Annotated in this window: 25 protein-coding genes; 5 read left to right on the top strand and 20 right to left on the bottom strand. The window is 62.9% G+C overall.

The genetic code is table 11. From position 1 onward, the window contains the following. Positions 1–73: 73 nt before the first annotated feature. The 17 genes from VK792_RS14640 to VK792_RS14560 all read right to left on the bottom strand — a co-directional run bounded on the left by VK792_RS14640 (position 74) and on the right by VK792_RS14560 (position 17,969). Entirely contained in the window at positions 74–772 is a 699-nt protein-coding gene (locus VK792_RS14640) for a DUF1194 domain-containing protein (protein ID WP_326298361.1), read from the bottom strand. Between the two features lie 61 nt (positions 773–833). After that, positions 834–2,792, bottom strand: a complete 1,959-nt coding sequence (gene parE, locus VK792_RS14635; protein ID WP_326298359.1) for a DNA topoisomerase IV subunit B — start codon at positions 2,790–2,792, stop codon at positions 834–836. Positions 2,793–2,873: 81 nt separating this feature from the next. Continuing rightward, complete coding sequence (locus VK792_RS14630) at positions 2,874–3,425, bottom strand: chemotaxis protein CheD (protein WP_326298357.1); 552 nt, start codon at positions 3,423–3,425, stop codon at positions 2,874–2,876. After that, positions 3,422–4,420, bottom strand: a complete 999-nt coding sequence (locus tag VK792_RS14625) for a CheB methylesterase domain-containing protein (protein ID WP_326298356.1) — start codon at positions 4,418–4,420, stop codon at positions 3,422–3,424. Before VK792_RS14625 ends, VK792_RS14630 begins: the two co-directional genes overlap by 4 nt. Before the next feature lie 20 nt (positions 4,421–4,440). After that, entirely contained in the window at positions 4,441–6,792 is a 2,352-nt protein-coding gene (locus VK792_RS14620; RefSeq protein WP_326298354.1) for a methyl-accepting chemotaxis protein, read from the bottom strand. A 42-nt stretch (positions 6,793–6,834) separates the two neighbouring features. Continuing rightward, complete coding sequence (locus tag VK792_RS14615; protein ID WP_326298352.1) at positions 6,835–7,125, bottom strand: hypothetical protein; 291 nt, start codon at positions 7,123–7,125, stop codon at positions 6,835–6,837. Between the two features lie 11 nt (positions 7,126–7,136). Further along, the gene (locus VK792_RS14610; RefSeq protein WP_326298350.1) at positions 7,137–7,529 is read right to left on the bottom strand and encodes a response regulator; all 393 of its coding nucleotides are present in this window, start codon (positions 7,527–7,529) and stop codon (positions 7,137–7,139) included. 16 nt (positions 7,530–7,545) lie between these two features. Continuing rightward, entirely contained in the window at positions 7,546–8,349 is an 804-nt protein-coding gene (locus tag VK792_RS14605) for a CheR family methyltransferase (protein WP_326298348.1), read from the bottom strand. Between the two features lie 25 nt (positions 8,350–8,374). After that, on the bottom strand, positions 8,375–8,830 hold the full coding sequence (locus VK792_RS14600; protein WP_326298346.1) for a chemotaxis protein CheW: 456 nt from the start codon (positions 8,828–8,830) through the stop codon (positions 8,375–8,377). Further along, positions 8,823–10,973 carry a chemotaxis protein CheA gene (locus VK792_RS14595; protein ID WP_326298344.1) on the bottom strand — a complete coding sequence of 717 codons (2,151 nt, stop codon included), beginning with the start codon at positions 10,971–10,973 and terminating at the stop codon, positions 8,823–8,825. Before VK792_RS14595 ends, VK792_RS14600 begins: the two co-directional genes overlap by 8 nt. Positions 10,974–10,976: 3 nt before the next feature. Further along, a complete protein-coding gene (locus tag VK792_RS14590; protein ID WP_326298342.1) occupies positions 10,977–11,339 on the bottom strand; it encodes a response regulator in 363 nt (120 codons plus the stop codon). Then, positions 11,339–11,611, bottom strand: coding sequence for an STAS domain-containing protein (locus VK792_RS14585; protein ID WP_326298340.1), 273 nt, complete (start codon positions 11,609–11,611; stop codon positions 11,339–11,341). Before VK792_RS14585 ends, VK792_RS14590 begins: the two co-directional genes overlap by 1 nt. A gap of 209 nt (positions 11,612–11,820) precedes the next feature. Then, a complete protein-coding gene (locus VK792_RS14580) occupies positions 11,821–13,047 on the bottom strand; it encodes an efflux RND transporter periplasmic adaptor subunit (RefSeq protein ID WP_326298338.1) in 1,227 nt (408 codons plus the stop codon). Next, on the bottom strand, positions 13,047–15,410 hold the full coding sequence (locus VK792_RS14575) for an ABC transporter permease (RefSeq protein WP_326298336.1): 2,364 nt from the start codon (positions 15,408–15,410) through the stop codon (positions 13,047–13,049). Before VK792_RS14575 ends, VK792_RS14580 begins: the two co-directional genes overlap by 1 nt. Beyond that, positions 15,407–16,138, bottom strand: coding sequence for an ABC transporter ATP-binding protein (locus VK792_RS14570; RefSeq protein ID WP_326298335.1), 732 nt, complete (start codon positions 16,136–16,138; stop codon positions 15,407–15,409). The genes VK792_RS14575 and VK792_RS14570 overlap by 4 nt, the downstream gene beginning before the upstream one ends. A 58-nt stretch (positions 16,139–16,196) precedes the next feature. Next, positions 16,197–17,087, bottom strand: coding sequence for a helix-turn-helix transcriptional regulator (locus tag VK792_RS14565; RefSeq protein ID WP_326298333.1), 891 nt, complete (start codon positions 17,085–17,087; stop codon positions 16,197–16,199). A gap of 69 nt (positions 17,088–17,156) precedes the next feature. Next, complete coding sequence (locus VK792_RS14560; protein ID WP_326298332.1) at positions 17,157–17,969, bottom strand: metallophosphoesterase; 813 nt, start codon at positions 17,967–17,969, stop codon at positions 17,157–17,159. Positions 17,970–18,103: 134 nt separating this feature from the next. Here VK792_RS14560 and VK792_RS14555 point away from each other — a divergent pair, with 134 nt between their 5' ends. Next, positions 18,104–19,540, top strand: a complete 1,437-nt coding sequence (locus VK792_RS14555; RefSeq protein WP_326298331.1) for a hypothetical protein — start codon at positions 18,104–18,106, stop codon at positions 19,538–19,540. Between the two features lie 4 nt (positions 19,541–19,544). On the opposite strand, the gene VK792_RS14550 is transcribed toward VK792_RS14555, so the two are convergent. Next, positions 19,545–21,044, bottom strand: a complete 1,500-nt coding sequence (locus VK792_RS14550) for a hypothetical protein (protein WP_326298329.1) — start codon at positions 21,042–21,044, stop codon at positions 19,545–19,547. A gap of 89 nt (positions 21,045–21,133) precedes the next feature. Here VK792_RS14550 and VK792_RS14545 point away from each other — a divergent pair, with 89 nt between their 5' ends. Next, a complete protein-coding gene (locus tag VK792_RS14545; protein WP_326298327.1) occupies positions 21,134–21,787 on the top strand; it encodes an OmpA family protein in 654 nt (217 codons plus the stop codon). Positions 21,788–21,805: 18 nt separating this feature from the next. Here the strand turns inward: VK792_RS14545 and VK792_RS14540 are convergent, their stop codons facing one another. Together VK792_RS14540 and hpaR are read right to left on the bottom strand one after the other, a co-directional pair. Then, a complete protein-coding gene (locus VK792_RS14540; protein WP_326298326.1) occupies positions 21,806–22,999 on the bottom strand; it encodes a caspase family protein in 1,194 nt (397 codons plus the stop codon). 79 nt (positions 23,000–23,078) lie between these two features. Next, entirely contained in the window at positions 23,079–23,558 is a 480-nt protein-coding gene (gene hpaR / locus VK792_RS14535; protein WP_326298324.1) for a homoprotocatechuate degradation operon regulator HpaR, read from the bottom strand. 102 nt (positions 23,559–23,660) lie between these two features. Here hpaR and VK792_RS14530 point away from each other — a divergent pair, with 102 nt between their 5' ends. Genes VK792_RS14530 through hpaD form a run of 3 tightly spaced genes read left to right on the top strand, consistent with a single transcriptional unit; the run spans position 23,661 to position 26,612 of the window. Beyond that, positions 23,661–24,050: a 5-carboxymethyl-2-hydroxymuconate Delta-isomerase gene (locus VK792_RS14530; RefSeq protein WP_326298322.1), complete on the top strand. Its 390-nt coding sequence runs from the start codon at positions 23,661–23,663 to the stop codon at positions 24,048–24,050. Between the two features lie 9 nt (positions 24,051–24,059). Next, positions 24,060–25,571 carry a 5-carboxymethyl-2-hydroxymuconate semialdehyde dehydrogenase gene (gene hpaE, locus VK792_RS14525; RefSeq protein WP_326298321.1) on the top strand — a complete coding sequence of 504 codons (1,512 nt, stop codon included), beginning with the start codon at positions 24,060–24,062 and terminating at the stop codon, positions 25,569–25,571. A 60-nt stretch (positions 25,572–25,631) separates the two neighbouring features. Then, the gene (gene hpaD / locus VK792_RS14520; protein WP_326298320.1) at positions 25,632–26,612 is read left to right on the top strand and encodes a 3,4-dihydroxyphenylacetate 2,3-dioxygenase; all 981 of its coding nucleotides are present in this window, start codon (positions 25,632–25,634) and stop codon (positions 26,610–26,612) included. Positions 26,613–26,638 lie beyond the last annotated feature (26 nt).

Genomic DNA, 26,638 nt, shown 5'->3' with positions numbered 1-26,638 from the left:
CGCATCAGCATGACTCGCACGGCCAGCACCAAATGGGAATCCCAATTCGGACTCGTTTGTCGCGATCAATCCACTAGTTCGCCGCAAGGTCAACTTCCGGCACGTCGCCAGCGATTTCGAGGATCAGCTTGCGCTTGACCGCCGCGGCAAAACTGGCGCGGTTTTCCGCCGTAACCACAAAGGATTGCGGGCCGCCTATGATGCGGTCCTCGTATTGTTTTTCCAGCCCGCCCATCGCGCGTCCGGGATCATCTGGTCGAAGGATTGGCAAGCCGTTGATGGTAACGCCCGCCGCAAGAACGATTTCCCGCGCATCTTCGATTCCGGGACCTGAAAAATTGCCGATGGAATCGCCGGAAAAGTCGATCACCCGACGCCAGCCGTCGATGTCGTTCACCTCCATCAGGCGCAGCCCTTCCAGCAGCGCCGCGCCAATCGCGTTGCGTCCAAAGGCTTGCCGGGGTTTCGAAAGTAGTTCAGCCGCGAACGCCTCGGCATCCTCACGTCCCCTGATGCGCATCCAGTCGACCACCACCACCTGGTTCGCCGCCCATTCGACATAGGTCACCGCGATTTCGCCATAGGCGGTGTTGGCAATCGCGGCCAGAACCTCGGGGTCGGTCAGGGCCTGGGCATAGCCCTGCCGCTGCAGGTCGATTTCCGACTGGTCGATACTGCCTGACGCATCGGCCAGAAGCACCAGTTCAAGATCGGTGTCCTGCGACAGGGCAGGGGTGGCAAGGGTCAGCAACAGGATGAGGAAAGCGCGCATGGGAAAAAGCCTAGCGCGCCTTCCGAAGCAGCCGGATCACAAATCCGTGGGTCGCGTCCCGTCAGACGTCCAACTCTTCTACGAAGCGGGCGTTTTCCTGGATATACTGGAACCGCAGTTCGGGTTTCTTGCCCATCAGCCGTTCCACCAGGTCGCCGGTTTCGCCCGGTTCGTCCTCGTCGATGGTGACCCGGATCAGCTTGCGCGACTTGGGGTCCATCGTCGTGTCTTTCAGGTCCTTGGCGTCCATTTCGCCCAGGCCCTTGAACCGCTGAACGTCGATTTTGCCTTTTCCACCCAGGCCTTTGGCCATCCATTCCTCTTTCTCGGCATCGTCGGCCACATAAAGCCGCCTTGCCCCCTGCGTCAGCCGGTATAGAGGCGGGCAGGCCAGGTAAAGGTGCCCGTGGTCGATCATCGGGCGCATCTGGGTGAAGAAGAAGGTCATCAGAAGCGACGCGATATGCGCCCCGTCGACATCGGCGTCGGTCATGATGATGACCTTTTCATAGCGCAGGTCGTCGACGTTGAATTTCGTTCCCAGACCGACCCCGAGCGCTTGCGTCAGGTCGCTGATTTCCGCGTTCGAGCCCAGCTTGTTCGAGGCCGCGCCCAGCACGTTCAGAATCTTACCGCGCAGCGGCAACAGGGCCTGGGTCTTGCGGTCGCGCGCCATCTTGGCCGACCCACCGGCGCTGTCGCCTTCGACGATGAAGAGTTCGGTGCCTTCGCGCGAGGTGGCGGAACAATCGACCAGCTTGCCGGGCAGGCGCAAACGTTTCGTCGCGGACTTGCGCTGGGTTTCCTTTTCCTGCCGGCGACGCAGCCGTTCCTCGGACCGCAAGATCAGGAAATCCAGGATTGCCCCGGCGGATTTGGTATCTGCGGCCAGCCAGTTGTCGAAATGGTCGCGCACCGCGCCTTCGACCAGGCGCTGGGCTTCGACCGTGGCCAGCCTGTCCTTGGTCTGGCCAACAAATTCCGGTTCACGGATGAAACAGCTGACCAGGGCACAACCGCCTGTGATCAGGTCGTCGCGGGTGATCTGCGCGGCTTTCTTGTTGTTGACCAATTCGCCATAGGCGCGAATCCCCTTCAGGATCGCAGCCCAGAACCCGGCCTCGTGCGTGCCCCCTTCGGGCGTCGGGACGGTATTGCAATAGGACTGGATGAAGCCGTCGCGCGATGGTGTCCAGTTGATCGCCCACTCGACTTTGCCGGGCGTATCGAATTTTTCCTTGAAATCCACGACCCCGGCAAAGGGCTTGTCGGCATAAGTGCTGGCCCCGCCAAGCGTTTCGACCAGATAATCCGAAAGACCCCCGGGAAAATGAAACGTCGCTTCGACCGGGGTTTCCTTGTCGTCAATGGCGGATTTCCACCGAATTTCGACCCCTGAGAAGAGGTAGGCCTTGGAACGCACCATCTTGAACAGCCGTGCCGGTTTGAACCGGTGGTGGCCAAAGATTTCTTCGTCGGGATGAAAGGTCGTGGTGGTGCCGCGCCGGTTGGGTGCCTGTCCGACCTTCTCGACCGGGCCTTGCGGGATGCCGCGCGAAAACCTTTGTTCGAACAGTTCGCGGTTGCGCGCGACCTGCACGACCATGTTGTCGGACAGCGCATTCACGACCGAGGCACCGACACCGTGCAGACCGCCCGAGGTTTCGTAGGCCTTGCCGGAAAACTTGCCGCCTGCGTGCAGCGTGCAAAGGATCACTTCCAGCGCGGATTTTCCGGGGAATTTCGGGTGCGGATCGATCGGGATGCCGCGTCCGTTGTCGCGGATGGTGATCGAATGATCTTCGTGCAGTTCTACCTCGATCCGGTTGGCGTGGCCCGCCACCGCCTCGTCCATGGAGTTATCGAGCACCTCGGCCACAAGGTGATGCAGCGCGCGTTCATCGGTGCCGCCAATATACATGCCCGGCCGTTTGCGGACCGGTTCCAGCCCTTCCAGGACCTCGATAGAGGAGGCGTCGTAGTCGCCACCGTCAGCGGCGGCAAGCAGGTCTTCGGCCATGCGGGTCTGCTCTTTGTTCTTGTGGGTCGTTGGTCTCGTACTATGGCAGGTTTGCCAAGAAGGGGGAAGGCCGCAACAGGCTCAGAACAGGGTGACAGACTCGACAGGTGATTGCATGGGCAATGGTCGTGGAGAGGCCGGGCTTTGCAGGTCCGGGCTGTTGGGGATCAGCAGCATCTTGGCCCGTCCCGTGACCGGCCAGAACCGCACCCGCCGCGCCAGGGTGCCACCGAGGGACTCGCTGACGACGGGAATGTTTTCGTTGTGCAAAAACGACTTGGCGAATTCCGCGTTGGACTGGCCGATATCGCGCAGATTGGTGGCCATCGAACTGCCGCCAAAGACCTTGGCCCGCAGGGTTTCGCGCCGCCCCCCGATCTTGAGCAGACCGTTGATCAGCAATTCCATTGCATGTGCGCCAAAACGGATGTCGGATTTGCAGGCCCCGGCACGTTCCGGCAGCAGGAAATGGTTCATGCCGCCCTTGTGCACAGTCGGATCGTACAGGCACACAGCAACGCAACTGCCCAGTACCGTGGACAGCACCACATGTGGATCGTCGCTGATGCGAAATTCCCCCTGAACGACCGTGATCGTACTGCCGCGCGGGGCCAGGCTGGAACGCGCCGTCATACCCCGACCTCGCCGGGTTGGGCGGCAAGCGAAAGCAGTCTTTCGGCAATCCGGTTCAGCGGCACCTGTTCGTCAGCCGCCCCCAGTTCGGCCGCGGCGCGGGGCATGCCGTAAACCACCGAAGTCTCTTCGTCCTGGCAGACCGTTCGGGCGCCGTTTTCGTGCAGCGCCAGCAGTCCGTCGGCCCCGTCGCGCCCCATACCGGTCAACAATGCCGCGACGGTTTTGCGTGCTACCGGCAAAGCGGAACGAAAGAGCACATCGACAGAGGGCCTGTGCCCGGACACTGCGCCACCCGTCATCAGTCGGGCACGAACCCCGTCCTGGCTGTCCACGGCAAGGTGGTGTTGCAGCCCGGCCCCGATGCAAATCGTCCCGGGCCCGACATCCGCGCCATCGCTTGCGGAGATCACATTCGCCGCGCATTGCCGATCCAGCAGGCGCACCAGTCCTTCGCCGAAACCTCGACCCGTGTGCTGCACGGCGAAGGTGGGTGGACAATTGGCGGGAAAGGCACCCAGAACGCGGCTCAGGGCATCGACGCCGCCGGTCGATGCCCCGATCAGGATCAGCGCCCCGGGTCTTGTCCGCGGCATCTGAACGGTGCGGCGGGTGTGGGCCGAAGGGGCCGAGCGGTTTCGCAGTACCGCTTTCAACTGACCGTGAATCGTTTCGATATCTGTACTGATATCAATCGGGAACAGACCCGCCTTGGCACGCTGCTGCGGCGTTGCGCGGTCTTCCAGCATGATCCAGCGGATACCCATTGCACTGAACAGCCCGCGCATCACTTCAAATTCCGGGAACCGGGTCATGGCATGGGAAATCAGAACCGCCTGAGGCTGGGTTTCTTCCACCGCGGCAAAGGTTTCCATCAGGTTCTGCGTTGCCGCGGCCAGGCGCATTTCGGGCATTCGGGCCAGCAGGTCCTTCAATTTGCTGCGGGTGGCGCCATCGGTGACGGCCAGTACCAGCGATATATGTGCCAACGTCATATCCCCCCTGAAAAATATCTTCAGAAATCCTGCCATCCGCTCATGACAGTGCCTGTCGCAGCTTGGCGCGGCTCTACCAGAATCGGTTTGGGATCGATCAGCACGATGTCGTCATGCACCAGCGACGGCGCGGTCTCGGGCTGAACTTCTGCATCTTCCGAGCTATCGGCGTGCCGCTCTGTCCGGATGTTGAAGTTGGCCACGAGATCGGACAGGATCGATGTGTCGCGTAGTAGGATGTGGCTGGCCGCGGTAGCCTGTTCGACCATTGCGGCGTTTTGTTGGGTCACTTGGTCCAACTGGTTCACGCCGATGTTGATTTCGCCCAGTCCAGTGGACTGTTCCGCCGCGCCCGATGCGATGTCGGACACCAGTTCGGCAATGTGATTGACCCGGTCCACGATAGATTTCAATGCGATACCGGTCTTGCCCACCAGATCGACGCCTTTCTCTACCTGTTGGGTACTCCCGCTGATCAGGGCCTTGATTTCATGTGCGGCCTCGGATGAGCGCTGCGCCAATGCCCGCACTTCGGAGGCGACGACCGAAAACCCCTTGCCAGCTTCGCCCGCGCGGGCGGCCTCGACCCCTGCGTTCAGTGCCAGCAGGTTGGTCTGAAAGGCGATATCGTCGATCACCCCGATGATCTGGGAAATCTGTTCCGATGAGGCTTCGATTTCATTCATTGCATCGACCGCATCACGCACGACGAATCCGCTTGCAGTGGCCTCTTCCTTGGCTTCAGAGACGATGGTTTCAACCGATTTCGCCCCTTCCGCCGCCGATTTCACGCTGGCGGTCAGTTCATCAAGCGCCGCCGCGGTCTGTTCCAGCGTCGCGGCCTGGTTTTCCGTTCGGTTCGACAGGTCATCCGCAGCCTGAGAGATTTCCTGCGATCCACCGCGAATGCTGTCGGCGGAATCGACCACCTGCGACAGCGCATGGTTCAGCGTTTCCATGGACTTGTTGAAGTCGATGCGCAGCCGCTCGTACGCAGGCGGGAACGGCGCCTGGATGTTGAAGCCCAGGTCGCCGTCGCGCAGACGTGTCAGCCCTTCGGTCAGTTTCTCGACGACCTCTGCCTGTTCCCGCGCACGTTCCTGTTCCTGGCATTCGCGGTCGCGGGCAAGCGACAGGCTTTGGGTGAATTCCTGAAGGTTGCGGCCGATCAGGCCGAATTCGTCCTTGCGCTTGGCCTCGGCGATGTCGTTATCATAGTCTCCGGCCTGGATGCGGTTCATCGCAGCGCCGATATTGTCCAGTGGTTTGCTGACGTGGCGAGCCAGGAACAAGCCGATTGCACCCATGATCGCGGCAATCGCAAGGGATACCCAGCTCATCCGCGACCGCAGTGCCTGCAGGCTGTTGTAAAGAAACGGGCGGTCGCCTTCGACAACCATGGTCCAGGTCGCGTTCTGGAACCGGGCGCTGGTGGTGAAGGTCGCAACCGCGTTGCCGTCGATTCCGGTTACGTCATCAACATAGCCTTCGGTGCCTGCCAGCGCATTTGCAATGGCAGTGGTGGCCGGTAATATGTCCAGCAGGCCGAAAGTGCTGTCGGCCCCCAGTTCGCTGTTCAGGCGACCAGCGCTGTCCAGCAGGAAAACCTTGCCTTTTTCACCCAGCCAATCGGGGGTCGACAGGATGGCTGCGATCCGGTCGATCGGCAATTGCACCGCCAGCACACCGGACCGTTGCCCGGATGCATCGAACAGCGGTGTCGCGACAAAAGCCGCCGGATCACCGTTGCTGGGCGCGTAAGAGGCAAAGCTGTCAAAGGCGATTTCACCGTCGCCCAGCGTCATCGCGGTGGCAAAGGCCCGCGCCAGGCCCGAGGCTTTGAATTCCCCCGAGACCAGGTTGCTTGCGAAATCAAGTTCTTTGAAAACGGTGTAGATGACATCGCCAGAGGCGTTGATCAGGAAAACGTCATAGTATCCCTGCTCGTCGACCAACCGGCGCAGATAAGCGTGGGTCTGCGCATGCAGAAGATCATAGCCGTCGCCGGTCCGGGCCTGGCTGAATTCATGCCGCCGCCCCGCCGGGAACGGGTTTTCCGTGATATAACGCCGTTGCAGTCGCCCGACCCGGCCCGGCCCAAGGGCGGCAAAGGCCTGATCCAGCGCGCTGACCTGATCGCGAACAAAGGGATCGGCAGACAACAGTCCCATTTCCAGGGCGATATTGTCGAACCAGTCCTGCAGAAGCTCCTGTTTGCCCTGCGCAAAGCTCTCCATCGTCAATTCAAGCTGCGAACGCGTGGCGTCACGCAGTGTATTCTGCGCCAGAAGAACCAACGCCAGGCAGATCGCTGCGGAGATTGACAGGAACATCAACGGCAGCTTGTTCCGGATCATCTGGATATTCAACATTTTGGTCTTCCTTGCACCATGGGTCGTCGCGGCGGTCCGGGGTCATTCGGGCTGCTGGAATTTTGACGCCATACTTACGAAACGAGAGGTTTGAAGATATTCGGCCATCCGGCTGTGGTCGTTGCAATTTTCGCTTTCACCGGCCATTTCCAGGAACCCCGCGATGAATTCCATTTCCTGCAATGACCGGTCGAACCCCTGGGTCAGGGTCGGATCAAGTCGGGGCATTTGACCAGCGATCTCGGGGTTCGAGTAAAGCTCGTCCTCGAACGCCTGGAACTGCGCCTGGATCAACTGCAATTCCCGTGCGCACATCTTTAGATAGTCCAGCATCGGCCCGCTCCTTACGCTGCAAGCGGACCGGTCACCGCCTCGATGCACTTGCGCATCGCATCGGCAGTGAAGGGTTTCTTGATCAGGTTGTTCAGTTTCAGCCGCTGTGCCTCGGCCACGATTTCGGGCGACGGACGCCCGGTGATCAAAATGAAGCCGATGTTCTTGGTGGCGGGGGTGCGTCGCAGCTGTTCCAGAAGTTGCAGCCCCGACATGCCCGGCATGTTGAAATCCGACAGAACCAGATGCACAGGGTTGCGCAGGATCGCCTGCAACGCCACACGCGGATCAGCTTCGGTTTCATAGTTGGCCAGACCGATTTCATCCAGCGCCTGGGTGATCAACCCGCGGCTGGTGGCCATGTCATCCACCACAAAAAGCTTCAAGGCCCGCATTGATTTCATGTCTCTTTCCCGCTGCTTATGATTTTCGGTAGGTCGTGACCCCGGTCGAAGTCACGGCTTTTAGCGCCGCCGGGTCCAGCCGTTCACTATGGCCGATGAACAGGTGACCGCCGGGCTCGATCTGGGCCAGGATGCGTTGCCACAGCCGGGCCTGCGTTTCCCCGTCGAAATAGATCACCACGTTGCGGCAGAAGACCGCTGTGAAGTCCCGGCGCATCGGCCAGGGGGCAATCAGGTTCAGCGGGTTGAACCGGACCATTTCGCGCAGTTGTGCCGAAATGCGGTGGCCTCCGGTTTCGCGGATGAAATGCCGGTCCAGAGTTTCCTGAGGCAGCGCTTCCGTCTCTCTTGCGCCGTAGAGCCCGCTGCGAGCCTTTGCCAGCACGTTGGTGTCGATATCGGTTGCCAGGATCCGCACCCGCGTCAGCGCCAGATCGGACAGACAATCGCGGAGGGTCATGGCGATGCTATAAGGCTCGGCCCCGGTTGAGCAGCCCGCAGACCAGATCCGGACCTGTTCACCGCGCTCAAGCCGCAGGGCAAAATCCCGTTCCGCCACCTGCTTTAGCGTCTGGAAGTGGTGGCTTTCGCGAAAGAAAGCAGTGACGTTTGTCGTCAACGCCTGGGACAGCGCCTCCATTTCATCAGGAAGCGCGTTCTGTTTCAGGGCGTCAAGATAGGCCATGAACCCGGGCAACCCCAGGGACGCAACCCGCTTGGCCAGCCGTGATTCGACAAGGGCGCGCTTTTCAGGCCGCAGGTGCAAGCCGATCTGCGACTTGACGAACCCGGCAAGACTGTCGAATTCGGCCGAAGTCATGTCTGGAAAAGACGGGCGCGGCATTTCAGAACGGCTTTCCCAGTACGGCATCAAGGTCGATCACCCGGATCATCGTGTCATTGCTTGAGATGATCCCGGTGATGTAATTGGAACTGGCGCTGGTGCGGACCTCGGAGGTGTCCTGCACCTGGCCTTGCGCGATTGACAGGATTTCCGAAACCGACTGCACCAACATGCCAACGCTGCTGTCTCCGTGGATGGCGATGATCACCACGTTTCGTTCACGCGGCTCGGTCGGGCCAAAGCCAAAGCGAGCCGACAGGTCGATGATCGGGATCACCGCTCCGCGCAGGTTCATCACACCCAGCACGTCGGGCGGGGTGTGCGGAAGCGCCGTGACAGGTGCCCAGCGGCGTATTTCTCGGATCTGGGTGATCTTGATGCAGAACATCTGATCCCCGGCGTTGAAGGTTACGAATTCCTCTGTCTCGTCGACGGTAAGTTCAGCGGCTTCAGACATCTTCGAATCCCGTGAATTGGAGCATGGACATCACGTCCTGCGAACTGGGGGCGTTGCGGGTGGCGATTTCTTCGGTGTCGAGGATCAGGGCTATTTTGCCATCGCCCAGGATGGTGGCGGCAGAAATGCCGGGGATGGACCCCTGCTGAAAATCGAGGCTCTTCACCACGATCTGGCGCTGATCGTGGATCTCGCCGATTTCCAGTGCGCTGAGCCCCATACCTTCGTTCTGCACGATCAGGTAAATCGGCGTTTCGGTCGGTGATGGGCCGGTCAGTTGCAGGCTTTGCGCCACATCGACAATGGGAATATAGCGCCCGCGCAAAAGCAGCAGCCGTTCGTTGTGACCCATGATGTGAATGTCGTTTGCCGACGCGCTGACGGTTTCCAGGATTGAAGAGATCGGGACAACCATGGTCTGATCGGCGACCGACACCACAAATCCGTCCATCACCGCCAAAGTCAGCGGCAGGATGATGGCAAAGGTCGACCCTTCGCCGTCCGTCGATGTGACGGTGATACGCCCGCCCAGTTTCTGCACGGCGTTCTTGACCACGTCCATGCCGACGCCACGGCCCGACAGGTTGGAGATTTCAGCCGCGGTCGAAAAGCCCGGCGCAAACAGCAGGTTGTCGATTTCGCCGTCGGTCAGGTCCGCATCCGGTGCAATCAGGCCCTTTTCGATGGCCTTCCGCCGCACGGCAGGGCGGTTGATGCCAGCGCCGTCATCGGCGATTTCCAGGATCACATTACCCGACCGGTGCGCAGCGGACAGACGAATCGTGCCGCTGGCGTCCTTTCCTGCGGCCCTGCGTACGTCGGGCGTTTCAAGCCCGTGGTCCACCGCGTTGCGGATCATGTGGGTCAGCGGGTCAGCCAGCCGTTCGATCACGGTCTTGTCGACCTCGGTGTTTTCGCCCAGCGTGGTCAGCCGCGCCTGTTTTCCGGTTGCTTCTGATGCTTCGCGCACGATGCGGGCCATGCGCTGGAACAGCGGTTTGACCGGTTGTGCGCGAATTGCCATCACGCCCTCCTGAATATCGCGGGCCAACAGCTTGTAGTCCTCGATCTCGTTCAGGATCTGCGAGGTTGGCGGCAATTCCAGTTCCTCGATACATTGGTTGATCATTGCCTGGTTGATGATCAATTCCCCCACCGCGTTGATCAGCCGGTCAACCCGGTCCAGATCGACCCGCAGCGTTGGTTTCGGTCCCTTCTGGCTCTCGCGGTTCGGTTCGCTGTCGGCCCTTGGTGCTTGTGGCCGGGTGGTCGCGGGATCTGCATCCGCCGGGGCATCCGGCGCCTCGACGCAGTATGCCGCGACGGGTAGGAGCGCGGGTTCCGGATCCGGATCGGGGATCTCATCTCCCTCTGCGATCTCGATCCGGCACAGTCCCTCAACGAATTCGAACACGTCTTCGACCGCGGCGCGGTCGCGGTCGGTTTCAAGGCGGATTGTCCAACCTGGATACAGGGAGGAGTGGTCAAGCGTGTCGAAATCCGGCACCGCCCGCAGATCCAGCGTTGTTTCGATCTGCCCCAGTTCCGCCAAATGGTCGAGCACAAGCAACGGTTCGTGACCGTGGCGATAAAGATCTGCCGACGGTACGAACAGAATCTGGTAGCTGCAGCGACCAGCTGCATCGGGAAGACCGGGATTGGGCAGGTCCAGCCCCGGATCCAACTCCAGCGGCGCGGCTTCGAACCCTATCGGCGTGGTGGCGAACCCGAAGTCCATCTCGTCCTCGGTCGCGTCATGGGCATCGCCCAGGAACGGTTCCAGCTCTTTCAGAACCGCGTCGCGTGCGGTGGCGTCGAACGCGCTTTCGTCACGCGCGGCTTCGACCAGGTCTGCCAGCTTGTCGCCGGACTTGTGAAAGATGCGCATCAAGGCGCGGTCGATGGACAGGTCGCGGGCGCGGACGCGGTCCATCACGGTTTCGAAGCTGTGGGCAAAGGACACCAGATCGTGCAGTCCAAACGCCCCGGCACCGCCCTTGATCGAATGCACGGCCCGGAATACGGCGTTGACAACCTCGTCGTCTTCAGGGGCGTGTTCCAGCGCGGTCAGCCCTTCGGTCAGCGCTTCCAGCAGGTCTTCGCATTCTTCGAAGAACGTATCGCGGATCGAGGATTTGCTCATGGTCTACCCCGCGACCCGGCGCAGGATCGACACCAGGCTTTCGTCGTCGAAGGGTTTTACCATCCATCCCGTTGCCCCGGCCTTCCGGGCGCGGGCCTTGAGCGCATCGGAGTATTCGGTGGTCAGAACAATGATCGGGACAGTGGTTGCCACGTCCCCGCGCAATTGTTCGATCACGCCGAACCCGTCCAGCCGGGGCATGTTGATATCGGTGATGACCACATCGGGCTGCACCTCGGGGAATTTTTCTACCCCTTCGATGCCATCTTCGGCACAGCTATATTCGAAACCCTCCGCCTCCAGCGTGGCGCGCAGAAGTTCGCGGATCGTGCGGGAATCATCGATTGCCAGAACCTTGACCACCATCAGATGCGCTCCGGATCGAACTGCGTTTCCGGCAGCCCAAGCCGTACAAGGCCGGCGCGGAACGTGTCAGAGATATCGGTCAAGCCAAAGGCCAGCCCCAGACTACGCCACTTGGCTTGCGCGCTGAGAAGGGTGCGCAGGCGCAGGCTGTCGATCCGGTCGACAGCGGCGACGGACAGGCAGACGGGTTTGCCCACCGCCCCTTGCAGAAAGGTCAGCAGCGTATCGGTACCATTGCGCGGCCGGCGGTCGGCCAGGGCATGCGTAAGCATCTGTTCGGGCATCAGGTATGAACCCCCTTGTTGCATCGGTTCACCACAGGCCGGACAGGGCGACCCGGGTGTTGCCCAAAGTGCTACGCGCGCTCGTTTAACAAAGCGTTCAAGGCAGGCCGCGCCTGCTTTGGCGATTTAGCGCAAGTTTGATCAACCTCGCGTGCGGGGCAGCACGGAGGAGGGTCAAGTTATTGGTCTGCAGGGGTTCAATTGGTCTGGCGCTGGGCAACCTTGGTGCCGGGCAGCAACCCGGAAGGCGGATAAAGGATGATCGCATCGCCGGGTGTCACGCCCCGGGAAATCGCGGCGCTCAGCCCGTTGTTGGCCTCTACCGCAACCTCTCGTTCCTGCGCCGTGCCATTTTCCACCACGTAAAGCGCCCAGCCGTCGCCCTTGCGATAAAGCGCCGAGGCCGGGACCGTAACGGCAGTCTCGGCGCTCCAGGTCACGATCCGTGCCTCGACCCGAAATCCGTGTCCCAACCCGGCCCGGGCTTCGGGCGCACCGGTGAAGCGGATCGTTGTGGTCACGCGCTGCTCTTCGACGCCCAGGGCGGACACCTTGGTGAACCCGAAAGGCGCAATATGGCGGATTTCTCCGCCCAGAATCTGCGGCCCGCCCCAGTCGTCGATCAGCACTTGCTGGCCGACGCGGACCTGAACCGCGTCAGTCGACAAAAGATCGACCCTCACCTCCAGATCGCGAGCGATATCGCCGATTTCCATGATCGGCGTGCCTGCCGCCACCGTGGTTTCGCTTTCCTGCATGACCTGCAAAATCGTGCCAGAGGCCGGGGCCATCAGGGGGATGGTTTCCTGGGTCTGCAGGGCCTCGCCCAGTTGCCTGTCATCGAAGGTCAGCAACTGCGCCTGTGCGTTGTTCAGTTCGGCCACGCGCATCGACACGGCGGCGCGCGTGGTGTCCAGCGTCGCCTCGGCCGCGCGCAGACCGCGGCGGGCGGCGTCCAGCGCGGATTGACTGGCGATCCCCTTGCCGAACAGGGTTTGCGTTCGGTCGAAATCCGCTTGCGCAAGGTCGCGATCGGCGCGGGCCTTGTTCACATCGGCCTCTGCCACGCGCAGCGCGGCTTGCGCAGCGGTGACGCCTGCGTCAGCCTGTTCACGGGTGCGCACGTCCAGCATGGCCGGCGCGCTGGGTTGCATCCGTGCGACAATGGTTTCGCCCTTGATGACGTCATCGCCCACCTCGGCGGTCAGGCGCAGCAGTTTCCCGGCGATCGGCGTGGACACGACATAGGCATTGCGCACCTGGGTGCGGCCCTCTTCATCAATGGTCACGCGCATGGGGCCTTGGCCGACGGTGCCGATATCGACCAGCGTCGCCCGCGGCCAGAAGGCATAAACAAGTCCCGCGGCCACGATGAGCACGGCAATCACGGTTGTCCAGGTGCGGCTTTTGCGGTGCTCTGCCATCAGTCCCTCGTTTTTAGCGCGGCGATCAGGTCGGCGCGGTCCATGTCGCGCTTGACCAGCCAGCCCGAAAGCAGGGCCGCCGCCAGAACGGCAAGCGCGGCCATGCCATGGGCGGCGGGGTCATGTACGACCGGTATCTGATAAATATCGGTGCTGAAGCCCACGACGATGAGATAGGTCAAACCCTGTCCCAGCCCCAGCCCCAGCGGCAAGGCCATCAGGATGACAAAGCCCAGTTCCCCCAGCAGGACGAACGCCGCTTCGCCCTTGCCAAATCCCATCACCCGCAGGCTGGCAATGTCACGGGCACGTTCGGCCAGGGCAATGCGGGCGGCGTTGTAGATGATGCCGAAGGTGATCGTTGCCGCCACCGCCAGCATGATGAACCGCACTGACCCGGGGCCGGTGTTCATCAGCTCGATCAGGGCGGCGCGCTGGTCGTCCTTGCGGCTGACACCGGCAACGGCGGGCATGTCCTTGATCCGGGCGGCGACCCTGTCGGCCTGCGCCTGATCGACGGTCAGAAAGGCGCCCGACACCCGGCCGGGTTCCTTCAGTGCCCGGTTCAACGCCGCGCGCGACATGAAGGCCGGGGCACCCAGCAAAGTCTGCGCAATGCCTGCCACCGGGATCCGCAGCACCGGGCGGCGGCCTTCGCGCACCTCGACGATCAGCGTATCACCGGGCTTCAGGTGCAGGATGTCGGCCAGCGGCTGCGCAAGGATCACGCCGGCGGGGGGCATGTCGATGGGCCGCGCGTTGTGGTCGATCACGCGGTTCAGGCGCGGGTGAGGTTCGCGGCCTTCGATGCTGCCCCGATAAATGTGCGGCCCGTTGCGCAGGATGGCGGGCACAATACGCACGGGTTCCGCGGACAGCACGCCGGGGGTGCGGCGCAGGCTCAGCACCGCGTCCTCGCCCCGGGGCAGGGCGAAACTGACCGCCATGTCGGAGCGGTCCATGACGGAAAAGCTCAGATCCACGGTGGTGTTGAACCCCTCCATCATCGACAGGGTCGAAACCGACAGCGCCATGCCCGCCGCAACGCCGATGACCGCGCCGAACATTCGGCCCGGATAGCGCGTGATCCGGCGCAGCACCATGCGGCTGGGCTGGTCCAGCCAACGGCGCATCAGATGTGCCAAATCCAGCGTCCGGCTGTAATCCGGCGGGGTTGGCGGGCGCATCGCCACCGCGGGCGTCAGCCGGAAGACCCGGCGCAGCACCAGCAGGCTGCCGCCCGACGCGGCCAGGATCGCCACGGCGAACCCGATGACGAAGGAGGCGGGATCGACGCTGAAGACAAGGAAGGGGAACTTGAAATAGGTCTGGTACATCACGGCCATGCCATTGCCCGCCGCGATCCCCGCAACCGCCCCCAACAGCGCCCCGGCAAAGGCGATGGTCAGAACCAGTTTCAGGTAATGCAGGCTGACCTCCAGCCCGGAATAGCCAAAGGCCTTCAACAGCCCGATCTGTTCGCGTTCCGCCTGCACCATGCGGGAAATCACGATGTACAGAAGGAAGGCCGCAATGGCGAGGAAGATCGGCGGAACCGAGGTTGCCGAGGTTCGCAGACCGTTGATTTCCTCGCTCACGAAGCGGTTCGACGGGTGATCGGCGCGGCCATAGGCTCCGGTGCCACCAAAGGGATCAAGCAGCTTGTCGATGGCCAGCCGCACAGGCGGTTCCGCCGCACCGGGGCGCAGGGCCACCAGCGCCTCGTTGAACGCGCCATCCATGTCGTACAGCGCGGCCATCGCCGCACGAGGCAGCCAGAACACCGCGAACCGCGCATCGTCGGGCACCATTTCACCCGGCGGGGTCGTGTACAGAAACTCTGGCGACTGGGCGAGGCCGGTGATCCGGAAGCCGCGCTTGACCCCGTTCAGCGTGGCGGTGAACCCGTCGCCCGGTTCCAGCCCGCGCGCCTTGGCAAAGCCTTCCAGCAGCAGCACCTCGTTTTCCGATCCCTGCGCCGGCCACTGCCCGGCGGTCAGGTAGACCGCGTTCAGCCGCATCTGATCGGGGTCGGGCAACGACAGTGCCCGCGCCCGGATCGGCAATTCGCCCTTTGGCGTATCGAAAAGCGCACTGCCCACCACGCGGCCCACCGCGGTTTCCACGCCGGGAAGGGCGGCAATGCGCGCCACCATCCGGGCGGGCGCGCGGGTCAGCGGGGCAAAGACATCGGCCAGCCGGTAGCGGTCGTAATAGGCCTGCCGGGTTTCATCCAGCGTGTTCACCAGTCCCGACATCATCACCATCATCATCACACCCAGCGCAATGACGGCGGCAATCGCCCCGGCCTGCCCGCGTATCCGCCTGAGATCGCGGAACAGTTTCCGGTCCAGCGGGCTCACCACGCGATCTCCTCTGGGGACAGGCGGGTCTTGTTGACCACGGTTTCCCTGATCGCACCGTCGGCGAAATGGATCACCCTGTGGGCCATGTCCGCCGTGGCGGCGGCGTGGGTGACGATCAAAACCGTGGTGCCCAGGTTTTCGTTCACATCGCGCAAGACCCGCAGCACGGCGCGCCCGGTCGTGCTGTCCAGCGCGCCGGTGGGTTCGTCGCAAAACAGCACCGTCGGGCGCTTGGCGATGGCGCGGGCGATGGCCACGCGCTGCTGTTCCCCGCCGGACATTTCCGACGGAAAATGTGTCTGGCGGTCTTTCAAGCCCACGATGTCCAGGGCCTCTGCCGCGGTCATCGGGTCGCTGGCGATCTCGGTCACCAGTTCGACGTTTTCCAGCGCGTTCAGCGACGGCATCAGGTTGTAGAACTGGAACACGAACCCCACATGGTCGCGCCGATAGCGGGTCAACTGCGTGTCGTTCATCGAGGTCAGTTGCTGGCCTTCGAACCAGGCCCTGCCACTGCTGGGTCGGTCCAGCCCACCTAGGATGTTCAGCAGCGTCGACTTGCCGCTGCCCGAAGGCCCCAGCAGCACCACCATTTCCCCGGTCGGGATTTCAAGATCGACCCCGCGCAGCGCGTGCACCGCCGCGCCGCCGCTGCCGTACGTCTTGGTCAGCCCTTCTGTACGAAAGGCCGGATGTTCGCGGGATATGTCGCGTTGGCCTGCCATGGCGGAACCTCCGCCTGGCAGGCTACGGCATCGGGCCGTGGTGGCAAGGGGGGATGCGCTATTCCGCGGCGGTCGCCGGCGGTTCGGGGCGTACCTCTCGCCCGGTCTTGCCGTCCCCCATGCTCAGGAAAACGGTCAGATCGTCGCGGTGGTCGCGGATCAGCGGGTCGGCCACCAGTCCCACGCGCATCGCCAGCGCAGCCAGATCGGCGCGGTTCTGTGCGCCGGTCTTCTGCTGCACGGCGGCTAGCCGCTGGCGCACGGCGGAAAACGATATCCCCAACTCATGTGCGATTTGCTTGTCCATCAGACCCTGGCCTACCAGCCGCACAAGTTCTTTCTGCTTTTCGGTCAATTCGTTCCGCTCGATGAACTCGGCTTTGAACAACTCGGTATAGCGGGTATGGGCGCTAAGTGCCGCGGCATGCAGCGTCCAGCCATGTTCGGCCATCAGCGCGTCAAACTCCGCGCGGGTGAAATCGCCACCGAAGGCCAGGACCGCCGCCTGTCCCGGATCGCCCATGCGCAAGGGGAAACCCACGCCGGCTTGTAGCCCCATTTTCGCAGACAGCATGACGTGGCGACGCTTTTCCGGGCTGATGTCGCCCATTTCATCAAGATACGCGGGTCCCACCATGATCGGTGTAAGCTTGTGAACCGCGTGCATCCGGAAATTCGACGTATGCCGGATGTGCGGGAACTGTTTGACGTAGTCGAGCCACGTGCTGTCAAACGTGGTGCGAATGAACTGTGCCTGCTCCCAGTTGCGGAAGTCGGTGGCATAGACATAGTCGACCACGGTCAGACGCAGTGACTGCGCCAGTTCCAGGATCAGATCCCAAACGTCATTAGTGCTTCGGGTTGTTTCCAGAGACACAAGGAACTCAAGCAGGTGTTGAGGGATGAAACGTTCGGTTCCCGCGACTGGTCTGGTACGTTGGTTGGTCATGCAAAGCCTCTAATAATTGTCAGGCTAGAGGCGCGCAAATTCCTGGACAACAGACCAATATTGACAGGCTCAGGCGGATTTCGGATCCTCGGCCACAGAGCTTGGCGCATCGAAAACATCTTCGGTATGCACGATCGGCCCACTGTCGTGCAACAGAACGATGCCATAGGCGCCCGGTTCGTCCACCGAAAGGCCGCTGCTGCCCGGGCCCAGTTTCATCGGCATCTGGTGGCACGGGCTTTTCAACAGGGTATAGCTGAGCACGCCGGTCCGCCCGGAAACGGTGCGGTGCACATGCCCGCAGATCAGATGGGCCGGACGCCCTTGCCGCGACAAGATCGAGACCAGTTCCGGGGCGTTGGACAGGTGGATCGCATCCATTCCGTCGAATCCGGTGACCAGCGGCGGATGATGTAGCGCGACCAGAAGATTGGGTTCCAGGGTTTCGTGCAACTGCTGGCGCAGCCAGTTCATCCGCGTGCCGCACAGGTAGCCACCGTGATGCGGCGCGATGCCGTCTTCGTCCAGCGTGTCCAGCACGATCACGCGGGTGTCGCCCCAGCCGAAACTGGCCTGCGCGAACCCCGCATCGTCACGGGCAAGCCACGGCAGCGCGGCCCGCGCATTGGCGCGGTTGTCGTGATTGCCCAGCGTGGCTGTGATCGGCAGCGGACAGCGCGCCATCACCGCGGCCAGTCGTTCATATTCCGCCGGGCGGCCGTGGTGCGCAAGATCGCCCAGGATCAGAACATGCGCCGCGTCGCCATGGTGGGCCAGGGCATGGTCCAGCACACGGGCCAGCCGCTCTGCCGGGTCAAGGCCGATGATGGTCTGGCCCGCGTCGGTCATGTGCAGGTCGGTCAGGAACAGTATCTTGCGCATCGCATGTCCTTTGCGTTGGCGTCTTGCCCGGTGTCTCTGGGGTGCAGGTCCGGGCCGGTCTCAATACCAGTGGTTGACCCGGGCACGCGGGGTCGGTCAAGTCTTGCAAAGACATGATTGCCCGGAGAACCGCCATGTTTCGGACCTGCCTTGCCCTTTTGCTGACCCTGTTTGCGGCGGGCGTGTCGCAGGCTGCGACAGTGACAAAAGGCGACAGCCGGGCCTGTCCAGCAAGGCTGACCGGCGCGATCGCGGCAGGGGACCTGGAAAAGGTCAAGGCACTTGACGGCGTCTGGCCCGAGCCGCTGGACCCGACCACCGCGCATCAGGTTGTCTGCCTCGACAGTCCCGGTGGCAGCTTTGCCGAGGCGATGCGCATCGCGGCGCATTTTTATGATGTGGGTATCGGTACCCGACTGCCGGAAGGGGCCCAGTGCCTGTCGGCCTGCGCCGTGCTGTTCATGTCCGGCACGCGCTATTTCTACGAAGGGGTCGGCAACGGGCGGTCGTCGCATCGCAACATGCATTTCACGGCGCAACTGGGGTTCCACCGACCGCAGCTTTCGCTGGGGCGCGATGGGCAGTTCGACGCCGCAGCGGTCGAGCGCAGCTTCGATCTGGCGGTCGATGCCTCGCTGGAATTCATCCGGCTGTCCAACGGGCGCAATGGCCAGACCGACACGATGGTCCCCGCCGATCTGATCGAACGGATGTTTTCCCATCGCGGCGACGATTTTTTCTTCATCACCACCACGGGTATGGCGGGGCGCTGGCGCATCGGGATCGATGGCTGGCAGGTCAACCGCGTGCTTGGGCCGGCACAGGCGGTGCAGGTTTGCGACAACCTGACGATCTGGAACAGCCGGTATGACCCCAACGACACCACGCTTGGTCCGGCGGCCGCGCGGCCCTATGCCGAACCCAACGCCCGTGTCGGGTTCCGGGTGTCGGGCAGTCGGTTCGGCGATGGGGTGCACGAATGCATGGTGGGTTTCGACGGGCCGGTCGATGATCCGTGGATGGTGATCTGTGGCGCGTCGGATATCGAAGGCAACGTACGGGGCGCCGACCGCTGCGCCGAGGACACGGCAATGATCGAGCCGTTCAACATCCTTGTGCGGGACATGCTGGCGATCCTGCCGCCCGCCACGCCCCTGGCTGCGATCAACGCGGTCAGCCGCCAACAGGATGCCGAGGCGGGGCAATCGGCTCGGTCCGATCCGACGTCCGCCCAATTGGCGCAGCGTGGATGCTGGTTCAACGCGCCCGGCGCGCGCATCATCAACGTGCAGGAATTCGTCAATCTGCGGCAGCTGCCGGGGTTCGACACGCAGGTCGTTTCGCAGATTGCCCGCGGCGCATCCGTCACGCTGACCAATCCCGGCAGCGTCAGCTTTCTTGGCGCCAGCGACCTTGTCCAGCGGTGTTCGCGCGCCTGCCAGACCCAGCGCGATGCGGGGCTCAGCGCTGCGGTTCAGGGCGAACTTGCGCACTGCGTCGAGGGCAACGCCCTTTGGTACGCCGTGCGCGACGCTGCCGGCAATCAGGGTATGTCTCGGGCAAGTTCCTGATGCCCTAGGGCCGTTGCGGCACAAACGGGCTGTTCCACTTAAGATCGTCGGGCGGCGCGGCAAAGCGCGCGCTGATCCAGCCGGTGCCGTCGGGTGTGGCCAGTTGCAGCCACAACGCCTGATCGTCATTCGTCACCCGGCAGCCGGTGATCGCATAGGTCTGCGGCCCGGCCTCAAGCACCGTCAGGCGCTGGCCGCCGGTTGCAGGTGCGTCGCGCAGGCTGACATTGCGCAGCACACGGGTTTGCTGCCGGATCGGGAAAACCATGTCATCCCGCAGGCGCGGGCTGTTCAGCGCGTTGTACCAGCTCAGCCCTGCGGTCGCCTGCACGCCGTTGCTGCAGCCGAAGGTATCGGCCAAAAGCGCAGCGCGCACCGTATTCAGCCCGCCGGGCAAGGACGCGCAGGGGGCGATGCTGGGTGTCGGGCCGCCGCGCCCGGACAGGCAATTCGCCCCTCCCTGCCAGCTCAGCAGGCCCATTGTGCCGTCGTCGCGCAGGGACATCTGGCATTGCGCGCCCCCTTGCGTTGTGAAGGTGACGCTGGCGCTGCCAAGCTGCTGGGCAAGCTCTTGCAGCAGCATGCCATCGGGGTGTGGATAGGTTTCGACAATCCCGAATTCCAGATCGGCAGCGGATTTGAACCCGCGACCGGCGGCAAAGGCGGTAAAACACATCCCCTGCACATCCGCCAGGGTGATCCCAGACCATCCAAGCGGCCGGATCAGCGGATTCCGTGCCACTGGCGTAAATCCATAGGCCCAGGCCTGAAGATTGCCGCTCAGGATGAACAGGCTGTCCGCCGACCGATGCCGCAGCGCGTCGCGCAGCAATACCGGGGGCGACAGCCCTTCGGTGATGATGACGTTGTAGGCGGCGGTGATTTCATAGGCGAGGTCCATCGCCTCGTTGATCGGGATTTGCCCGTCGCCCTTGTCGCCGGACAGGTAAGGCATGTGAAATCCCACCGCAGCACCGTATTCGATGAACCTTGTGTCGTCCGAACGCTTGTCTGCCCCCATGGTAAAGGCCACGGCGCAGGCCGAATGACAGCCGTCGCCATTCAGCACGTATAACCCGCGGATCGACGGATCCTGGCTGGCCAGATCGGCCTGGATGACCTCTCCGATCCGGATGCCTTCCAGGAAATTGCCGCCCGGGCTGTTGAACACGATGAACTTTGCGGGGTGGCCGGTGGGCGCGCGCAGCACCTGGGCCAGTTTCTCGGCGTCGCCTTGAACCACCGGGCCGTCAAAGCGGATGATGTCATAGCTTTCGCCTACGCCGACAAGCCCGTCCGGCGCGGCGTCGCTGTAGGCGCTGGGGGCGGCCAGAAAAACCGGCGTGCGCCGGCCCTGAACCGATGCAGGCCCCTGAACGGGATACATCCGTGTCAGTCCGGCCATGCGTTGCAGAAGGGTATTGTCGATGGCGATATCGGCGGCTTGGCTGGCGGGGGACAGCGCGCACAGCCAAATCACCAGAAAGGGCAGAAGAACACGCATTTTGAATCCTGGTTTCATCTGGTTTACTGTCGACGTTAAAGCAAAGCCCAGCCTCGCGTCACCCCGCGACTGCAAGACCGGAGATTTCGATGAAACCGCTATTCGTCCCCGCCATCGCCTGTTTGTTGGCCAGTCCCGGATGGGCGCAGTCGGTGATCACGCTGGACGATTTCGACCTGGGTGGAACGTCTGAACCCGCCGCCCCCAAGATCGACAAGCGCAGCGGTATGGCCGATTGCCTGAAGAACCCCGCCTCTTGCGCCGACAGCGGGTTCAAATCCGACGTGACCTTCAGCATTGACGATGTGGTCAACCTTGGCATCATCGACCGAGAGGACGTGGCCCCGCAACCGGCGTCGACCGGCGCCGCGGCATCGGTCAAGCCTAGCGATCCGCTGCCGTCGATCGACCTGGAAGTGCTGTTCGACAGGAATTCCGATGCGATCCGTCCTGACCAGATGCCGCAACTGGTCGAATTGTCGACCGTGCTGCGGCAGGACGATTTCCGCAATTATCGGCTTGTGTTCATGGGGCACACAGATGCCAAGGGCTCGGTCGAGTACAACAGCGACCTGTCGCGTCGCCGCGCCGAAAGCGTGGCACAATTCGTGGCGCTGACCGCCGGCGTGCCGCCAGATCGCATCCGATCTGTCGGGTTTGGGTTTTCGCAACTCGCGGTGCCCTCTGACCCTTACGCGGAACGCAACCGGCGGGTGCAGCTGGTGCTGGTGCCAACCAAGTAGCGCTGTTTGCAGGCGCAGTTACCGAATGGTGAAGGGGCGCACCTGAAACCCCGTGGTGATGCCTGCGGCTTCGATCGTGCCATCTTCCAACCCTTGCCGGGCCGCGCCCACCGCCTGCCGCAACAGCGCTTTCAAGGTGTCGTTGCCGGTGCCTGCGGGCGGCTCGCAGATATAGCCGATGGTGTTGAGGCCTTTCTCGTCCTCGGGCAAAACGGTCAACCCATAGCGCGACCCGGGCGAGATTTCATAGCGTGTCTGACCGCTGGACAGTTCCACCGTCTTGAAGAATCGGCGCGGGATCGGGGTGAACTTGCCGCTGGGGGACAGGGCAAAGAAGAACGGCGCACAGGCGTGGGGCAGGTCGGCGATCATCGCCACCTCGTCGCCCACGCTGACCTTGCCGGGATAGACTGACAGCAGCGGTTCCGGTACGGCGGGACGGGGTGCTTCGCCGGGTGGTGCCGCGAAGTAGAATTCGCGCTGCATCTGGGACAGTTGCTGTGGTCGCTGATCGCCACCGGTTTCGGCCATGACATCGGCGGTCACACGTTTCATCACCACTGATACCTCGACCCCCGGGGTCTTCATGTGACGGTCGAGCGCGCGGGCAAAGGGCGAATTGCCAAGGCTGCCGTCGCTGGCCACCGCGTTGGGCAAAGTGGCAAACACCACCAGTTGGTCGCCCTGGGCCTGTACCACGGCCAGCCCGCGGCTGACATTCACGCTGCGGCCTTCGCTTTGCGCCTTGGACAGCAGGTCCTCGGCAAAGGGGTTGTTGCGGCAGGCATCGAGGAAGATCATCGAGATTGGCGCGGCGTTCAGCGCCTGCATCACCTGGTCAACCGACAGGGTTTCGCGCTGGATCGCGGCGGCGCTGGACAGTTTGGCATCGACGGGGATCAGGTAATTGACCCGTTCGTACTGCATCCCATGGCCGGCAAAGTAAAACGCGGCCACATCCGATGCGGCGGCCTTGGCGGCAAAGGCATCCAGCGCGTCGCCCATTCCGTCTTCATCAAGGTCGGTCAATTCGGTGACATCGAACCCCATCGACCGCAACCCTTGCGAAATCAGCACCGCGTCGTTGGCTGCGTTTGGCAAATGACCTGCCCGTTCGTAGGCTGAATTGCCGATCACCAGCGCAACGCGGGTTTCCGCGTCGGCGGGCAGGGCAAGACAAAGCAGGCCGATCAGAAGGGCGGCAAGGCGCATGGGGAATTCCTTTCGCGATTGCTGGGGCCATGGTGGCAAGCGCGCCGAAAAAGGGCAATGGCGGGTTTCCTGACCGTGGCTACTCCAGCCGGTCCAGCAACGCCTCAATCTCGTCCAGCAGATGGTGCAGGCGTTCGCGCCCGATGGCGGTTTCGATCTCGCCATACAGCCGGGCGCTGTCTTGTGCCGCGCCTTTCAGCAGCGCATGGCCTTCCTCGCTCAGGCTCAGGATCATGCGGCGGGCATCGGACGGGTCACGCGCGATGGTGATCAGCGTGCGGGCCTCCAGTGCCTTCAGCATGCGGGTCAGCGACGGCGCCAGGATGCAGGCCTTGCGTGCCAGCAGGGTGGCATCGCTGCCCGGGCTTTCCTGCAACACCCGCAGCACGCGCCATTGCTGTTCGGTCAACTCCAGCGCGTGAAGCATGGGACGGAACCGTTCCATCACCGCTTCGCGCGCCATCAGCAGGGCCATTGGCAACGACCGGCGGGTTTCGGAAAACTGAAGCCCGTCTTTGGGAAAGTCGTCTTGGGTCAAGGTATATCGTGGATCTGTCATTCGCGTCTTCCTCTGTCCTGTGCCAAAATCCGCGACAACGCAAGGAAATGGTTGACAGGGTGTCCTTAAATTAACATGTTAACATAAGGCGGAGGAGGAGCCGTGGCGCATCTGAGCATCGAATATTCCGCCGGCCTGGCGGACCGCACCGACATGGCTGCGCTGTGCAGGGCGCTGCATGGCGCCATGATTGACGCGGCGATCTTCCCGGTTGCGGGCATCCGCGTCCGGGCCCATCGCGCCGATCATGCCATCGTCGCCGACGGGCTGGTGGAGAACGATTTCGCCGCCATGACGCTGTCGGTCGGCGCAGGCCGCACGACCGAGGCGCTGAAAGCGGCGGGCGACACGGTTTTCGCCGCCGCGCAGGCCCGGCTGGCCGATGTGCTGTCCACCCCGCACTTTGCCCTGTCGCTGGAAATCCGGGTGATCAACCCCGATCTCAGCTGGAAGGACACCCCGATCCACGCCCGCCTGTCGGGCAAGAGCTAAGAGGTTTTCATGCCCACATTCGACGACAACCTGGCCCGTGCGCAGGGCTATCTGGCGCGTTTCCGAGAAGACGGCGTACTGAACCACATCGGTGGGCAGGCCGTTCCGGCGGTTTCTGGCGCGGTGTTCGAGTCGATTTCGCCGGTCGATGGCCAGGTGCTGGCCCGGGTTGCGCGGTCGGGGGCAGAGGACGTGGACGCTGCGGCCCGGGCGGCAAAGGCGGCCTTCGCCGACTGGCGCGCCATGCCCGGTGCCGAACGCCACAAGCTCTTGCACAAGATCGCCGATGCGATCACCGCGCGGGCCGATGAAATCGCGCTGGTGGAATCGATGGACACGGGGCAGGCGATCCGCTTCATGGCCAAGGCCGCGATCCGGGGGGCCGAGAATTTCCGTTTTTACGCCGACAAGGCACCCGAGGCACAAGACGGCAAGACACTGCGGAACGACGCGCAGATCAACATGACCTCGCGCCGCCCGATCGGCCCGGTGGGGGTGATCACGCCGTGGAATACGCCGTTCATGCTGTCGACGTGGAAAATCGCGCCGGCACTGGCGGCAGGGTGCACAGTGGTTCACAAACCGGCCGAATTCAGCCCGCTGACGGCCCGCCTGCTGGTGGAAATCGCCGAAGAGGCCGGGCTGCCCAAAGGGGTGTGGAACCTTGTCAACGGCATGGGCGAAGACGCGGGCCGCGCGTTGACCGAGCATCCCGCGATCAAGGCGATTGCCTTTGTCGGTGAAGGACGCACCGGGTCGATGATCATGGCGCAAGGGGCGGCGACGTTGAAGCGCGTGCATTTCGAACTGGGGGGCAAGAATCCGGTGATCGTGTTCGACGATGCCGATATCGATCGCGCCGTCGATGCCGCGACCTTCATGATCTATTCCCTGAACGGCGAACGCTGCACGTCCTCGTCGCGCCTGCTGGTGCAGGACAGCATCTATGACACGGTGACCGCCCGCGTGGCCGAGGTTGCGAACCGGATCAAGGTGGGCCACCCGCTGGATCCCGAAACCGTGGTTGGTCCGCTGATCCATCCGGTGCACGAAAAGAAGGTGCTGAGCTTTTTCGACACGGCCCGCGCCGAAGGGGCGACCATTGCCGCCGGCGGTGAAAAGGTGGGGGACACGGGATGCTATGTGCGACCGACGCTGTTCACACAGGCCCGCAATGACATGGCGATTGCGCAGCAGGAAATCTTTGGCCCGGTGCTGACCGCGATCCCGTTCAGGGACGAGGCCGAAGCACTGGAAATCGCCAATGACGTGGAATACGGGCTGGCCGCCTATCTGTGGACCAACGACCTGGGCCGCGCCCTGCGCATGACCGACGGGCTGGAGGCTGGGATGATCTGGGTGAATTCGGAAAACGTCCGCCACCTGCCGACGCCCTTTGGTGGGGTCAAGAATTCCGGCATCGGGCGCGACGGCGGCGACTGGTCGTTCGATTTCTACATGGAAACCGTGAACGTCTGCCTGCCCACCGTGGCGCACAAGATCCCCAGGCTGGGGGGCTGAACCGTCCGGCCGCCGACCGCTGCGTAGCGACATACACTTCCCTGATCCCGGAGCACCCCGATGCCCATTCCCGCCCCGAACCTTTACCCGCCCTTCAACATCCTGCGCCTCAGCCATATCGAATTCGGCGTGACCGACCTGGCCGCAAGCCGCGCGTTCTATGTCGATACGCTGGGCCTTCAGGTCACCGACGAGGACGACGAAACGATCTATCTGCGCGCGATGGAAGAGCGCGGCCACCACTGCCTGATCCTGAAAAAGAAGGCACAGGCCAGCGTCGACTACCTTGCCTACAAGGTGTTTTCCGAGGACGAACTGGACAAGGCGCATGACTGGTTCGCAGCCCAGGGCCATGACGTGGCCTGGGTCACGCGGCCCTATCAGGGCCGCACCTTGCGCACCCACGACTGTTTCGGCGCGCCGATGGAATTCTATTTCAAGATGGACCGGCTGGCCCCGATCCACCAGCAATACGCGCTTTACAAGGGCGTAAAGCCGTTGCGCATCGACCATTTCAACTGTTTCGTCCCCGACGTGGACAAGGCGGTCGCCTTCTACAACCGGATCGGGTTCCGCGTGACGGAATATACCGAGGACGAAGAGACCGGCCGGCTTTGGGCTGCCTGGACCCACCGCAAGGGGGGGGTCCATGACATCGCCTTTACCAACGGGCTTGGCCCGCGGGTGCACCATACGGCGTTCTGGGTGCCGACGCCGCTGAACATCATCGACCTGCTCGACCTGATGGCCACCACCGGCTATGTCGGCAACATCGAGCGCGGTCCGGGGCGGCACGGAATCTCGAACGCGTTTTTCCTGTATATCCTTGACCCGGATGGCCACCGGATCGAGATCTACTGTTCGGACTACCAGACCGTCGATCCGGACCTGGAGGCGATCAAATGGGACCTGAAGGACCCGCAACGCCAGACCCTGTGGGGCGCACCGGCGCCGCGGTCGTGGTTCGAACACGGGTCTTTGTTCGACGGGGTCGAGCCGGTCGCGGCGACGCTGAAGGCGACGCCGATCGTGGCACCCTGATCCCGTCTTGCGCGGGCTGTTGAGTG

It is taken from the genome of Mesobacterium hydrothermale (assembly GCF_035818635.1).
Taxonomy (GTDB): domain Bacteria; phylum Pseudomonadota; class Alphaproteobacteria; order Rhodobacterales; family Rhodobacteraceae; genus Mesobacterium_A; species Mesobacterium_A hydrothermale.
Note: the sequence above shows the minus strand (reverse complement) of the source record. Positions and strands in the feature narration are given on the sequence as shown.